This window comes from Frigoribacterium sp. ACAM 257 (genome assembly GCF_007954365.1).
In the GTDB taxonomy this organism is placed as follows: Bacteria; Actinomycetota; Actinomycetes; order Actinomycetales; family Microbacteriaceae; genus Frigoribacterium.
Genome location: NZ_VOLO01000007.1, coordinates 63,092 through 76,117, shown reverse-complemented (window position 1 = coordinate 76,117; position 13,026 = coordinate 63,092). Strand labels below are relative to the sequence as shown.

Here is a 13,026-nt window from a genome sequence, read left to right as displayed (position 1 = left end):
CGAGGGGGCGGCGGAGGACGACGAGCCGGAGCCGGCGTCGGTGGAGGAGCAGGCCGCGAGGCTGAAGATGAGGGCGCCGGAGGCGACGATGCCGAAGGCGGACTTGGTGATGGTCTTGCGTGAGATGGTCACGATGTTTCTCCTTGTCTGTGGTTCCCGGTGGGGAGTTGACAGGGGTTCGCCACCCTCACGCAGAACGACTGGTCCCGTTATCAGTCCGTGACCTTCGCCTCCCCGATCAGCCTGCCGGGCCTGCCGGCCGCTGGTTCGTGCGGCACCCGTCCCCGGAGCCGGATCGCGATCTCGGAGGCGTCGAGATCGGCCAGGGACTCGGCCAGCACCTCGGCGTCGACCGTGCCGGCGTCGCGGGCGTCGAGCAGCGCGGATCGCTGCGCGGCGAGGACGGCGAGGGTGTGCCGCACGGCGGCGTCGATCCGGGCACGCCGTGCGTCGTCGTCCAGGTCGTCGACGGGAGCATCCCCGCGCGCGCCCCCGCCCGCCTCCGCGTCGGCACCGGCGCCCGCACCGGCACCACCGCCGGCATCAACGCCCGCCCCGCCACCAGCACCCGCCTCGGGCCGCTCCCCGATCCGCCGGGCCGCGTCCCGGACCGCCTGGCCGCCGGGCACCGCGGCAGCCGTGTCGCGGAGCAGCACCACGAGGCGACGCCGTTCCGACTCCGTCTGCCGGTGCGCCGCCTCCTCGTCGACCGGGGCCGCGATGCGACGCAGCAGCGGCCCGATGGTGCCGCCCTGCACGAGCAGCGACAGCGCGGCCACCGCGTAGGCGATGAGCACGAGCACGGGACGCTGCGGGGTGTCGTCCGGCAGCGTCTGCGCCGCGGCGACCGTGACGGCACCGCGCATGCCGGCCCAGACCACGGCGGTGCCGTCGCGCCACCCGAGGGGCTGGGCGAGGAAGTACTCGATGTCGGCGAGCCCCTGCGTGACCCGTCTCGCGAACTGGTCGAGAGCCCTGGGCGACGGCGTCCGTCTGCCGCGGTTCATCTCGGTGAACGATTCTTGCGTCCCCTCGCTGGTCGAGATGCGTTCGTGCATGTCGGCGACGCGGGGACGCATCTTCTCGGCGTGCCGGGCCCGTGCGGAGAGCACGCGCAGCAGCGGCGCCACGTAGACGGCTCGCACGAGCACCGTGAGCACGAGCGCCCCCACGGCGATGAGCAGCGCAGGAGCGAGGCCTGCGTGGTCCCGTTCGACGGCGATCACGATCGCCCGGATCTGCAGCCCCATCGTCAAGAACACCGCGCCTTCGAGCACGAGCTCGACCGTGCGCCAGTTCTGTCCGTCCGACAGGCGCGACTGCGGCGACAGCTCGCGCGGCGCCCGCACCCCGGTCACCAGCCCCGCCACCACCGCGGCCACCAGCCCTGATGCGCCCACGGCGCCGGCCGGCACCGACGCCAGGAACGGCACCGCGAACGAGATGACCGTGTTGACGGTCGGGTCGGTCAGCCGGCGCCGCACCGCGAGGTTCGCGGCGCCGACGACCAGCCCGATCACGACCGCCACGACGACCGAGTACGCGAAGCTGCCGACGGCGCCCCAGAACGAGAAGGAGGCGGCGGTCGCGACGATCGCCGTCCGCAGCAGCACGAGGGCGGTCGCGTCGTTGAGCAGGCTCTCGCCGTCGAGCATGGCGACGACCCGGCGCGACACCGACGTCTGCTTGACGATCGACGTCGCGACCGCGTCGGTGGGGCTGACGATCGCGCCGAGGGCGACGCCCCATGCGAAGCCGAGGTCGGGCAGCACCAGCGAGAAGAACAGGCCGAGCAGCAGCGAGCTGGCGACGACGAGCAGCACGGAGAGGCCGCTGGTCGCGCCGAACTCCCGCCGGAAGTTCATCGCGGGCATCGACACCGCTGACGAGTACAGCAACGGCGGCAGCACCCCCGCGAGGATCAGCTCGGGGTCGATCTCGACGGAGCCGAGCGACGGCAGGAAGCTGGCGCCCACCCCGACGGCGACGAGGAGGAGCGGTGCGGCCACGCCGAGCCGCGGCCCGACGACCGTCGAGGCCGCGATCACCACGAGCCCGGCCACGAGGAGGAGGAGGGTCTCGGTCACGGCACCACTGTGGCACGGGCGCCGCCTGACGCGAGCACTGTCGTCCAGGGCGGGTCTTCCGGGCCGAGGGCGGGTCGCGGCGGACCCGCCCTCGGCCCGGAAGACCCGCCCTCGAGAAGCTCCTCGGGCGATGCGGTGGTCAGGGGCGGGGCGTGGCGACGGCCCAGCCGTGCGCGCCGACCACGAGCACGTCGCCGTCGAGGCCGGCGTCGCGGCCCGCCACCCAGCCGTCGGCGGCGGGTGCGGGGTCCGCGACGCGCAGGGGCTCGTCGCCCAGGTTGAGGGCGACGACGAGCACCTCGTCCGAGCCGGACCCGGACCCGGGCCCGGCGCCGGCCCCGCGCACCTCGAGCACGAGCGACTCGTTCGTCACCGACACCGTGCGCGTGCGCGCCCCGTGCAGCCACGGGTGACGGCGACGGACGCCGATCAGCTCCTGGTGCAGGGCCAGGACGGCAGGGTCGGCGCCGGCCACGAGCGACACGGCACCGTCGCCGCCCGACCAGCGCGGGAACGCGGGACGCACCGCGTCGTCGCCGCCGACCCGCTCCTCCTTGACGGCTCGCAGCCCCAGCTCGTCGCCGTAGTAGACGGACGGCACGCCGCCCAGGGTGAAGAGCAGCACGATCGCGTGGGCCCGATGGCGTTCGTCGTCGATCTGGCTGGCGATGCGGGTGACGTCGTGGTTGCCGACGAACGTCAGCGGCGCGAACTCGTCGAGGAACTCGTCGTGCCGGGTGAGGGCCCAGGCGAGCTCGTGCAGGTTGACGTCCTGGATCGAGTGCCAGGTGCCCTGCCAGAGCTCGTACTGGGTGACGCTGTCGAGGCCTCCGTCGCGGACGGCCGCGGCGTAGTCGCCGTGCAGCACCTCGCCGACGACCCACACGTCGGGGTGGCTCTCGCGCAGGGGAGGCAGCACCTCGGCCCAGAACGACGACGGCACCGAGTAGGCGGCGTCGAGGCGCCACGCGTCGGCGCCGCGGTCGGCCCAGTGCACGAGCACGTCCGCGACGGTGCGGACCACCTCGGGCGACGAGTGGTCGAGCGCGATCAGCCCGCCGTGCCCCTCGAACGTCGCCAGCTCGCCGTCGTCGTCGCGACGGAACAGGGAGGCGGCCGGCGAGGACGGGTCGGCCCGCGCCTCCTGCAGGGCCGGGAACTCGGGGCCGACGTGGTTGAAGACGCCGTCGAGCATCACCCGGACGCCCGCGGCGTGGGCCGCGTCGATCAGCGTCACGAGGTCGTCGTCGGTGCCGAGACGCGGGTCGACCCGGAACCAGTCGATCGTGTCGTAGCCGTGCGTCGACGACGCGAAGACGGGCCCGAGCGCCAGCCCGTTCGCGCCCAGCGCGAGCAGGTGGTCGAGCCACGGCACGAGGTCGAGGAGGCGCGGCTGCGGCGAGCGGTCCGCCCCGGTCGTGTCGGCCCCGCCGAACCCGAGCGGGTAGACGTGCCACCAGATGACGTGCTCGGTCCAGGCACGGCCGGGGTCGGTCGGGGTGCGGGTGCGGGCGGCTGCGGCGTCGTCGGGGCGGGGCATGCGGGCCACGGTAGCGGCGAGCGGGCAGGTCAGCCCGCGTCGACCTCGACGGGGTCGCTGAGGTCGAGCGACCACACGGCGACCCCGGCCAGCCCGAGGCCGCGGGCGAGCGACACCCGGGTGTCGAGCGAGCGAGCGTCCGACCACCAGAGCACGGCGCCGTCGGCGAGGGTCGCGGTCTGCTCGGCGGCTGCGGAGTCCCAGCGGGCGGTGCCGCCGGCGTCCTCGACGCGGTCGCGCGCCTCCTCGTCCGTGATCTGCCCCGCGGGCTCGCCGCCGCCCCAGCGGTAGCCGTAGCCCGCGACGCCGAGCACGACCTGGTCGGTCGGCGCGAGCCCGGTGAGGGCGGCGAGGGAGTCGATCGTCCAGTCGAGGGAACCGACCGGGCCCGGGTCGTCGGGCTCCCACGGGCCGTGCTCGTCGTAGGCCATCAGCGTGAGGTGGTCGAGCGACGCGGCCAGGGCCGGCACGTCGTAGCCCAGCTCGGCGTAGCCCTCCTCCGTCGTCGAGGCCTGCAGGGCGACGTCCAGCCGGACCTCGGGGCCGACGGCCGCCCGCAGCTCGCCGGCGAAGGCGGTCAGCCCGGCGGAGTCGGCAGCGGTGAGCCCCTCGAGGTCGATCATGACCGAGTCCCAGCCGCCCGACGACACGCGCGAGGCCAGGTCGGCGGCGACGGCCGACCTGTTCGCCGGGCTCGACAGCAGGGCGCTCGCGATGGGCTCGCTGAAGTCGCCGAGCCGTTCGTCGAAGTTGCTCATGAGCAGCTGCGCCTGCAGCCCGCGGGCGTGCGCTGCGTCGCGGTGTGCCTCGGCCTCGAGCGAGGGGCTGCCGACGCTGGCGCCGTCGCTCGCCAGGAGGACGCCGTCGACCCCGACCACGTCGAGGGAGGCGGCGCTCGCGTCGACGAGGTCGGGGTCGGCTCCCTCGAGCACGAAGCCCGTGACGTCGAGGTCGGGAGCGGTCGCGGCGTCGGCGGGTGCCGCGTCCGCCGGAGCCGGGTCGGCCGACGACCCGGTGCCGCCGAGCGTCGCGGCCTCGGACGAGGAGGTGGTCGGCGCCCCGGACGAGGAGGCGCCGCCCGTCGAGGTGCACCCGCCCAGCACGAGGGCGAGCAGGGGCAGGACGGCCAGCGGCGCGACGGCCACGACGGGACGCGACCCGCCCGCGCGGCCGGAGCGGGTGCGGACGGACGTCGGTGTCATGGACGGATCGTACGACGACTCGCGGCGTGTGCGGCCTCACGCTGCAGGATGACGCGCCGACGCCCCCGGCGGCCTGGCGTGGGCGACACGACGTCGCGGCGCCCGCGCCCGCGCGGGGAGGTCAGACGCGGCCGCCGGGGCGGGCGGCGGCGAGCTCGAGGTTCACGTCGTCGGGGTCCTGCAGCGAGAGGACCACGAGGCCGAAGGCGGGCAGGTCCGTGACCTCGCCGTGCTCGATGCCGGCGGCCGCGAGTCGCTCGGCCGCGGCGTGCAGCTCGTCGACCGAGCCGACGCGGAGGCTCAGGTGGTCGAGCCCCACCCGGTCGGGGTCGAAGCGGTCGCCGACCGGCGCGACCGGGCGCAGCCCGAGCGTCTGGCCGCCGAAGGTGAACGAGCAGCCGCCGTAGGTGCGCTGCGGGTCGTCGTGGATCGTCGGGTCGTCGATCTGGTCGCTGAAGTCGCTGCCCGGCGGCATGCCGAACAGCTGCTCGTAGAAGGCCTTGCTGCGCCGGATGTCCGTGACGGTGAGGCGCACGTGCGAGAAGCCGAGGGGTGTGACGATGGCGTCGTTCATGGGGACATCATCGGCCTCCCGTCTCGGCGTCGCCCGCTCGCGACGCGGGGCCGAGGGCGGGCGCCGGCGTCAGCGCAGGAGGCCCGAGCGCCAGGCCCAGACGACGGTCTGCAGCCGGTCGCGGGTGTCGAGCTTCGTCATGACCCGGGTCAGGTGCGACTTGACCGTGCTCGTCTCGATCACGAGGCGCGCCCCGATCTCGTCGTTCGACAGGCCCTCGCCCAGCAGCCGGACGATTTCTTGCTCGCGCGGCGTCAGCACGTCGACCGAGACCCCGGACGAGGAGGCGGCCCGCCGTCTCGTGAACTCCGCGATGACCCGGCGGGTGGTCGCCCCGTCGATCGCAGCACGCCCCGACGCGAGCGAGCGGACGGCGGCGACGAACTCGTCGGGCTCCGCGTCCTTGAGGACGAAGCCGCTCGCCCCCGCCTCGAGGGCGCCGAAGACGTACTCGTCGAGGTCGAAGGTCGTCGCGACGAGCACGGCAGGGCCGCGGCGGGCGTCGCCGGGGGTGCCCGGCTCCGCCTGCGCGTCGCCGCCCTGCGCCGCCCCCGTGATCGACCGCGTCGCCTCGATGCCGTCGCCGCCGGGCATCCGCACGTCCATGACGACGACGTCGGGCCGGGTGCTCCGCACGACCTCGACTCCCTCGCGCCCGCCGGAGGCCTCGCCGACGACCTCGATCCCTCCCGCGGTCTCGAGCACGATTCGGAACCCCGCCCGCACGATCGACTGGTCGTCGACGAGCACCACCCGGATCACGAGGCGCCCCCGTCGGCCCGATCGGCAGTGGCGTCGGCAGCCCCGTCGGCAGAGCCCTTCTCCGTCTCGACGGGCAGCTCGAGTCGCACTCGCCACGCGCCCGTGCGGGTGTCCGTCCCGCTGCCCGCGGCGTCGCCCTCGACCAGCCCGGCCTGGAGCACGCCGCCGACGAGCGCCGCGCGCTCGCGCATCCCGACCAGCCCGTACCCCGCGGGCGCCGAGCTCACGCGCGCCCGGGGCACCTCGTTCTCGACGACCAGCACGAGCCGCCCGGGCCGCACGGTCGTGGTCAGCAGCACGCCGGCGTCGGGGGCGTGCCTGCGGGCGTTGGCCAGCGCCTCCTGCACGGTGCGGTAGGCCGTGACGTCGGCGAGCGGCGCCAGCGAGGGCAGCTCGCCCTCGACGCGCTCGTCGACGACGGTTCCGGCCGCACGAGCCGCGACGACGAGCCCGCCGACGTCGCGCAGCCCGGGCACGGGAGCCGTGCCGGTGGCGTCGTCTCCCGTCTCGCGCAGGATCCCCACGATCGACCGCAGCGAGTCGAGCGTCTCGCGCCCCTGTGACCGGACGCTGCGGAGCGACTCCTTCGCGCGCTCGGGGTCGACGTCGACGAGGCGCTCGGCCGCGCCGGCCTGCACGACGAGGCCCGTCAGGTGGTGCGCCGCGATGTCGTGCAGCTCGCGGGCCATGCGGGTGCGCTCGGCGGCGACGGCTGACCTGGTGAGCGTCTCGTGGTGCTCGACGGACTCGGCGGCACGCGCCCGGCTGTCGCTCTCGTGCCGACGCCGCAGGGCGACCCACGAGCCGACGGAGGCGCTGATCCCGTTCACGAGGACGGCCGTCGCGACCAGCGCGAGCGCCTCGACCAGCACCGACGAGCCCGAGGCGCCGACGCCCCCGAGGCCGCCGAGGCCGGCGCCCGCGCCGAGCGCCTGCTTGACGACCGCGGTCGCGCCGACGACGGCGCCGACCGTCTCGACGCCGACCGCGACGAGCACGACGCCCACCGTGCGACGCGTCGGCAGCAGCGACCCGACCGTGTACGCGGCGACGACGGGCGCAGCCGTCCAGATCGCGAGCCCTGTGGGCAGCACGGCCAGGAGGCCCGCCTGCACGACGCTGATCGTCACCAGGGTCGCCGCCGGCCAGCGGCGTCGGAGCGCCAGGGGAAGGCACTGCGCGACGGCCAGCACGAGGACGGCGGCGACCTGCGCCGGCGGGATGCTGCCCGACGCGCCGAGCAGTTCGCCCGCGGCCAGGAGCCCCGTGAGCAGGGCGACGGTCACGACCGTCCACACCCCGGCCAGCACGACGTCGCGGCCGGCCGGCGTCCGTACCCCGACCCGCCCGAGCAGGCGCCAGGTGGCCGCGGCCCCCGGGACCGTCGCCTCGTGCAGCGCCGCACCGTCGACACCGGCACCGTCGACACCAGCACCGTCGGCGGCGGCGGAGCGGGACACGGAGGAGGTGGTCATGTCCCGAGCATGCCAGGTGCCGCCGACCTCGCGGTCGCGGGGCGCACCTCCCTGTGGACGACGCATCAGAAGCTCACGCTCGGGGAGAGCAGACGCCACGTGATCGCGAACACGGCCAGCACCACGAGCGCCGCGACGACGAGGACCCGCCCCGTCACCGAGGCCCATCCGCGGCGCTCGCGCACAGCCTGCACGGCGGCCACGGCGGCGGGCACGATCGCGACGACGCCGACCAGCTGCAGCGCCTGCACGACGCGGATCGACCCTGCCGAGACGTCGACGAACGACATCGCCTGCCCGGCCACGACCGCCCAGCCGACGAGGGCGAGCAGCGTCGCGACCTGGCCGATGCGCGACAGCAGCAGCGCACGGCGGCGGCGTCCGGGCTCGGGACGGCGTGCGGCGACGAGGTCCCGGCGTCCGGTGCGGCGGCCGAGCCCGACGAGCGCGGCGGTCGGCCACGAGATCACCGAGACGAGCAGCACGGCGACGGCGGCGATCACCGAGGGGAGCACCGTCGACGCGACCTGCCAGGGCTGCGCCCGCAGCATGGTGAAGGAGGCGCCCCACGAGATCGCCTGGACGGTCGCGTCCGCGCCGTCCGCGGTCGCGTCGACGGAGTCGTCGGCGGTCCGCGTCGCGAGCACGGCGTCGCCGCCCACCTCGCGCCACAGGTGCTCGTCGACCAGCTCGTACACGCCGGTCGTGGTGGCCAGCGGCTTCGGGGTGACCGCGATCGTGCCGTCCGAGCGCGGGACGATCGTCGTCTGCCCGGTCAGGGCGAGCAGCGCGCCAGGGTTCGTGACCGGCGAGCGGGAGGAGGTGTACGTGCCGGCCATCGCGGCGGCCGCGGCGGCGCTGTCGAGCCGGCCCGCGCCTCCTTCGGTCTCGTCGGTCGTCAGCGACGACCCAGCCGCCGACGCGTCGTCGGAGGGGGAGGACGAGGCGTCGCGCAGGTACCGGTCGGCGAAGCCCTGCAGCAGCGTCGTGCGGAGGTCGAGCGTCGCGGTCGGGGTGCGTCCCGAGGCGTTGAACGACACGAAGACGCCCGCGTCGGACTCGGGGAACATCCGCATCGCGCTGTGGAACACCTGCGTGTCGCCGTCGTGCCCGAAGGCCGGGACGCCGGGGGTGCTGTCGTCGAAGAAGCCGAGGTCCATGCGCTGGCCGACGGCGAGGGTGCCGAGCTGGTCGGCCCCGAGCGCGGGGCGGTGCATCTCGTCGAGGGTCTCGGGCTCGAGCAGGGACTGCTCGGCGGGCAGGTCGCCCAGGTGCGCGAGCATGAAGCGGGCCATGTCGGTCGCGGTGGCCGACATCGCCCCGGCGGGCGCGGCGTTCACGACCTCGGTCGGCACGGACGGCTGCGAGTCGTCCGGGTAGCCCTTCGCGAGACGCGCGGCGAGGTCGTCGGGCAGGGGCTGCGCGAACGACGACGAGTCCATGCCGGCGGTGTCGAAGACCTGCTCCTGCAGCAGCTCGGCGAAGGGCTTCCCGCTCACTCGCTCGGCGACGTAGCCAGCGAGGGTCGCGCCGTAGTTCGAGTACGCCGGCGTCGTCCCGGGCTCGTAGACCTGCTCCGGGGGAGCCGCCGTGACCGCCTCGCGCAGCGTCCGCTCGCTGCCGGGGGTGCCGATCAGGCCGGCGATCACCTCCTCGAATCCCGCGGTGTGGGTGAGCAGGTGGCGCAGCGTGATGGCGCCCTCCGGGGTGTCGAGGTCGAAGTCGAGGTACTGCTGCACGTCGGCGTCGAGGTCGAGCTTCCCCTGCTCGACGAGCTGCATGATCGCGGTCGCCGAGACGACCTTCGAGACGGAGCCGATGCGGAAGAGGGTGTCGTCGGGGTCGACCGGGCGGTCCGGGTCGCCGTCGCCGTCGGTGCCCGTGTCGGCGAGGCCGTAGCCGCGCGCGGTCAGCAGCTGCCCGTCGGAGACGACCGAGACGGTCGCGCCGGGGATGCCCGTCGTCTGCAGCGCCGAGCCGAGCGCGCCGTCGAGCCAGGCGTCGACGTCGTCCTTCGTGAGCTCGTGTCCGCCGGGCTGGTGCTGAGGGGCCGCAGGAGGCGCGGGCTCGGCGGCGGGGGAGGTCGCGCCGGCCGCGGTGCCGGCCGCGGTGCCGGCCGCGGTGCCGGCCGCGCTGGCCGGGTCGGCCGCGCCCGCGGAGCACGCGGCGAGCGGGACGGCGAGGGCGACGACGGCCGCTGCGGCGGCGAGTCGAGGCAGGAGGCGGCGGGCGCGGAGGCCCGTCCGCGGCGGGGTCGGGAGGGGTGTCGATGTCATGCCTCCACGCTCGCCGCTCGTGCGCCGCGCCACAGGGTGCGCAGGTCGGGACCTCGCCTGCGACCTGAGTCGCAGGCGAGGTCCCCTCCCTCCCGCCTCCCGCCTCCCGCCTCCCGCCTCCTGCCTCCTGCCTGCCGTCGCCGCAGCGGTGTCGCATCACGTTCCGAGCATCACGTCCCGCCACGGCGAGACGCGATGCTCGGAACACGATGCGACACGTGCAGCCGTCGCGCGCCGCGGACTCAGCGAGCGGCGATCACCGACTCCGCGACGGCCGCGAGGACGCCTGCCTGGTCGGGCGGCACCGCGTTCCCGTAGCCCACCTGCATCCACGAGTCGTCGACCAGCACGTCGAGCCAGCACGAGTCGCCCTCCGCGGTCGAGCAGCGCTGGACGGCGTCCTGTGCACCGGTCACCGCGACGTGCTGGGCGGAGTCGCTCGTGTCGCCGAAGGTCCCGGGCGCCTGCTCCCAGGCCCACCCGGCGCCCGGCGCGATCTCGACGTCCATCGACGCGAGCACCCCCTCGGGCGTGCCGACGCCCTCGGGGACCGTCCACCGGCACTCCCAGGAGCCGTCCTGCGTCTGCTCGATGCCGTTCCGGGTGCCGGGCAGCACGTCGATCGCGGTGTCGACCACCTCCGGCGACGACAGGAGCGTGCTCATCGGGGTCGCGGTGCCGAGGGTCGCGCAGGCCCCGGCCGGGGCCCACCGGGCGGAGGCGGCGGGCGCGACCCAGCCCGGGCCCGCCTCGAGCGGACGGACCACGTCGACGACCCGACCCACGTGGTCGGCGAGCAGCGCACGCGCCGCCGCCGTCAGGCCCGGGCTCTCCTCGTAGTGGTACTCGATCCAGAAGTCGCCGACGACGACGCTGCCGTCGCACAGCGCGTACTCGGTCGAGCAGCTGACGGCCGACAGGTCGCCGAGGCCGTCGTCCGCGGCGCCTCCGGCTCGCTCCTGCGTCACCCACGCCCGCCCCGTCTCGACGTCCGGCGAGACGGTGAGCTGCAGCGACGCCGATGCGGAGCCGCTGCTCGATCCCCACCGGCAGGTCGTGCCGCCGGCCTGGAGGACACCGGCCTCGCTCGGCATGAACGGCCCGAGCCCGCCGTACGACTCCGGCGCCCTGAGCAGGGACGTGAGCGCCGACGCCGACGCCAGCTCGTCGCAGCTGAGGGGCAGGGCCGCAGCGGGGGGCCCGGTGTCCGGCGCCGGCGCGACCGGCGAGACGCTCGGGGTCGGCGTCGCCGTGGGGGCCTGCTCTGGCGGAGCCGAGACCGTGGCGGTCGGGGCCGCCTGCGGCGTGCCCTCGAAGGGCGAGGGGATGAGGCCGAGGGCGACGCCGCCGCTGGTGGCGCCGAGCGCGACGAGCGCGACGACTGACCCGACCCGTCCCGTGAACCGCAGCCGCCGCCTCCTCGACGACGTCCGCTGCCCGTCGCGGGCCCGGCTCAGCACCGCCCGGCGCACCGAGACGCCGATGCTCGTCAGGTCGTCGTCGGTCGGGGGGACCGACCTCCACTGGTCACGCTCGTCGTCACCGCTCATGGTCGGTCACCGCCTTCCGGAGTCTCGTTCGGGTGCGCAGCACGCGCTGCTTCACGGCGCCGACGCTGAGGCCGACCACCTCGGCCGCCTCGGCGTACGGCCGGCCCTCCACCAGGCACAGCTCGCACACGCGCCGGTCGGTCTCCGAGAGCGCGTCGATCTCGCCCATCACGAAGCGCAGCCGGTCGCGGGCCTCGGCGGGGTCGTCGGGGGCGGCGAGCTCGTCGTCCAGCTCCTCCGCACGGTGCCGGGCGTCCTTGCGGTTCAGGTTGAGGGCGTGGTGGCGGCAGGTCACGAGGAGCCACGGCAGCAGCGACTCGACGGACGCGAGCTCGCCGGCACGGCGCCACAGCGTGAGGAACGTGTCCTGCACGACCTCCTCGACGTCCATCCGCCGCGACGTGATCGCCCACGCGTACCGCGTCACCGCAGCCACGTGCCGGTCGATGACCGCGGTCAACGCCCGTTCGTCCCCTCCGACGGCCCGTCGCAACAGGTCCTGGTCGGACTTCGTGTCGATGTCCACGTGCACCCCCTCACCCCGGCAGTGTCGCGGAATCCTCGGAGGTCACGAAATTCCCGTCGCGAGGTGTCGCATCGTGCCCGCGCAGGCCGTCGAACCCGCGCAGGCCCGTCGAACCCGCGCAGACCCTCCGGCGCGGGCGAGGGTGCGCGCGGGTCCGAGTGGTGCGGAGCGCGGAGCGGCGTGCTCCGGCGCGCTGCAATAGTGTCGGGACGTGACGATCACTCGGCGTGCCGGCCGCCGCCTCCTGCGGGCCGACTTCGTCGGGCTCGCGCGGACGCCGCGGCGCAGCGACGGTCGTCGGTCCTCGTCCGACGAGAGCCTCGTATGACCGGCGACACCCGCACGGGCGGGTCCGACGAGCCGGGCGGGACCGACGCGCCCGACGCGCCCCTCCCCTCCGGCTGGGTGCGGATCGGCGAGCGCGGCTGGTGGTCGTCGTGGGCCGGCTACGGGACGCTCTTCGGCGTCGCCTACCTCGGCTGGTTCGGCCTGCAGACAGGACGCCTCTTCGAGGACGTCGTGCCGTTCCCGAGCAACCTCCTGGTCGGCGTGCTGCTGATCGCGGCCCTGCTCTGGGGCGTCACCGCGGTCCGCAACGCGATCTACCCGCAGCCCTGGGTGAACCTCGACACGGACGAGCTGCGCGCCGGCACCCGCCGCACCGTCGCCCTCAGCCACCTCGACCGGGCCCTCGTGCCGCTGGACCCCGCCCTGCGGCAGGACGTGCTCGTGCTCCGTCTGACCGCGAAGGAGGCGCGGGTCGAGATCATCCTGCGCGACCGGCGCGGCCCACGCCTCGACGGCACTTCCACCCGGGTGCTCGCGGAGGCGCTCCGCCGCACCTCCGTCGCGATGCCGACCTCCGCGAACGACCCGACGGGCCGCTTCGGGCGCTACAACTTCCCGGGGCACATCGGGCTCGACGACGCGGTCGCGCTCGTCGAGCGGCCACCCGCGCCCGGGGCGCCGCTGCCCGCCTCCTGGTGAACCGCGGCACGTCCGCTCGACTCACCGGCACCACCGCGCGACACCCC

The 13,026-nt window shown here is 75.2% G+C and carries 10 protein-coding genes; 1 reads left to right on the top strand and 9 read right to left on the bottom strand.

What is annotated here, in order from left to right; translation table 11 throughout:
• Positions 1–212: 212 nt before the first annotated feature.
• The 9 genes from ES689_RS14815 to ES689_RS14775 form a co-directional block, all read right to left on the bottom strand.
• A complete protein-coding gene (locus ES689_RS14815) occupies positions 213–2,087 on the bottom strand; it encodes a sodium:proton antiporter (protein WP_146906235.1) in 1,875 nt (624 codons plus the stop codon).
• Positions 2,088–2,226: 139 nt separating this feature from the next.
• Positions 2,227–3,627, bottom strand: a complete 1,401-nt coding sequence (locus ES689_RS14810) for an alpha-amylase family glycosyl hydrolase (RefSeq protein WP_146906233.1) — start codon at positions 3,625–3,627, stop codon at positions 2,227–2,229.
• 29 nt (positions 3,628–3,656) lie between these two features.
• Complete coding sequence (locus ES689_RS14805) at positions 3,657–4,829, bottom strand: glycosyl hydrolase family 18 protein (RefSeq protein ID WP_146906231.1); 1,173 nt, start codon at positions 4,827–4,829, stop codon at positions 3,657–3,659.
• 121 nt (positions 4,830–4,950) lie between these two features.
• Positions 4,951–5,403, bottom strand: a complete 453-nt coding sequence (locus ES689_RS14800) for a VOC family protein (protein ID WP_146906228.1) — start codon at positions 5,401–5,403, stop codon at positions 4,951–4,953.
• 69 nt (positions 5,404–5,472) lie between these two features.
• Positions 5,473–6,165, bottom strand: a complete 693-nt coding sequence (locus ES689_RS14795) for a response regulator transcription factor (protein WP_146906227.1) — start codon at positions 6,163–6,165, stop codon at positions 5,473–5,475.
• Positions 6,162–7,640, bottom strand: a complete 1,479-nt coding sequence (locus ES689_RS14790; RefSeq protein WP_146906225.1) for a sensor histidine kinase — start codon at positions 7,638–7,640, stop codon at positions 6,162–6,164. The genes ES689_RS14795 and ES689_RS14790 overlap by 4 nt, the downstream gene beginning before the upstream one ends.
• A 65-nt stretch (positions 7,641–7,705) precedes the next feature.
• The gene (locus tag ES689_RS14785) at positions 7,706–9,916 is read right to left on the bottom strand and encodes a serine hydrolase (protein WP_146906223.1); all 2,211 of its coding nucleotides are present in this window, start codon (positions 9,914–9,916) and stop codon (positions 7,706–7,708) included.
• 242 nt (positions 9,917–10,158) lie between these two features.
• Positions 10,159–11,466 (bottom strand): hypothetical protein, encoded by a 1,308-nt coding sequence (locus ES689_RS14780; RefSeq protein ID WP_146906222.1) that lies wholly within the window; start codon positions 11,464–11,466, stop codon positions 10,159–10,161.
• A complete protein-coding gene (locus ES689_RS14775; protein ID WP_146906220.1) occupies positions 11,456–11,992 on the bottom strand; it encodes an RNA polymerase sigma factor in 537 nt (178 codons plus the stop codon). Before ES689_RS14775 ends, ES689_RS14780 begins: the two co-directional genes overlap by 11 nt.
• Positions 11,993–12,316: 324 nt before the next feature.
• On the opposite strand from ES689_RS14775, the gene ES689_RS14770 reads away from it, so the two are divergent.
• The gene (locus ES689_RS14770; RefSeq protein ID WP_146906218.1) at positions 12,317–12,979 is read left to right on the top strand and encodes a hypothetical protein; all 663 of its coding nucleotides are present in this window, start codon (positions 12,317–12,319) and stop codon (positions 12,977–12,979) included.
• Positions 12,980–13,026: the final 47 nt, after the last annotated feature.

Bases quoted from the DNA above. Each gene is read 5' to 3' on its own strand.
- ES689_RS14810 (WP_146906233.1), bottom strand. From the start codon at position 3,627: ATGCCCCGCCCCGACGACGCCGCAGCCGCCCGCACCCGCACCCCGACC.
- ES689_RS14805 (WP_146906231.1), bottom strand. From the start codon at position 4,829: ATGACACCGACGTCCGTCCGCACCCGCTCCGGCCGCGCGGGCGGGTCG.
- ES689_RS14800 (WP_146906228.1), bottom strand. From the start codon at position 5,403: ATGAACGACGCCATCGTCACACCCCTCGGCTTCTCGCACGTGCGCCTC.
- ES689_RS14790 (WP_146906225.1), bottom strand. From the start codon at position 7,640: ATGACCACCTCCTCCGTGTCCCGCTCCGCCGCCGCCGACGGTGCTGGT.
- ES689_RS14785 (WP_146906223.1), bottom strand. From the start codon at position 9,916: ATGACATCGACACCCCTCCCGACCCCGCCGCGGACGGGCCTCCGCGCC.
- ES689_RS14780 (WP_146906222.1), bottom strand. From the start codon at position 11,466: ATGAGCGGTGACGACGAGCGTGACCAGTGGAGGTCGGTCCCCCCGACC.
- ES689_RS14770 (WP_146906218.1), top strand. From the start codon at position 12,317: ATGACCGGCGACACCCGCACGGGCGGGTCCGACGAGCCGGGCGGGACC.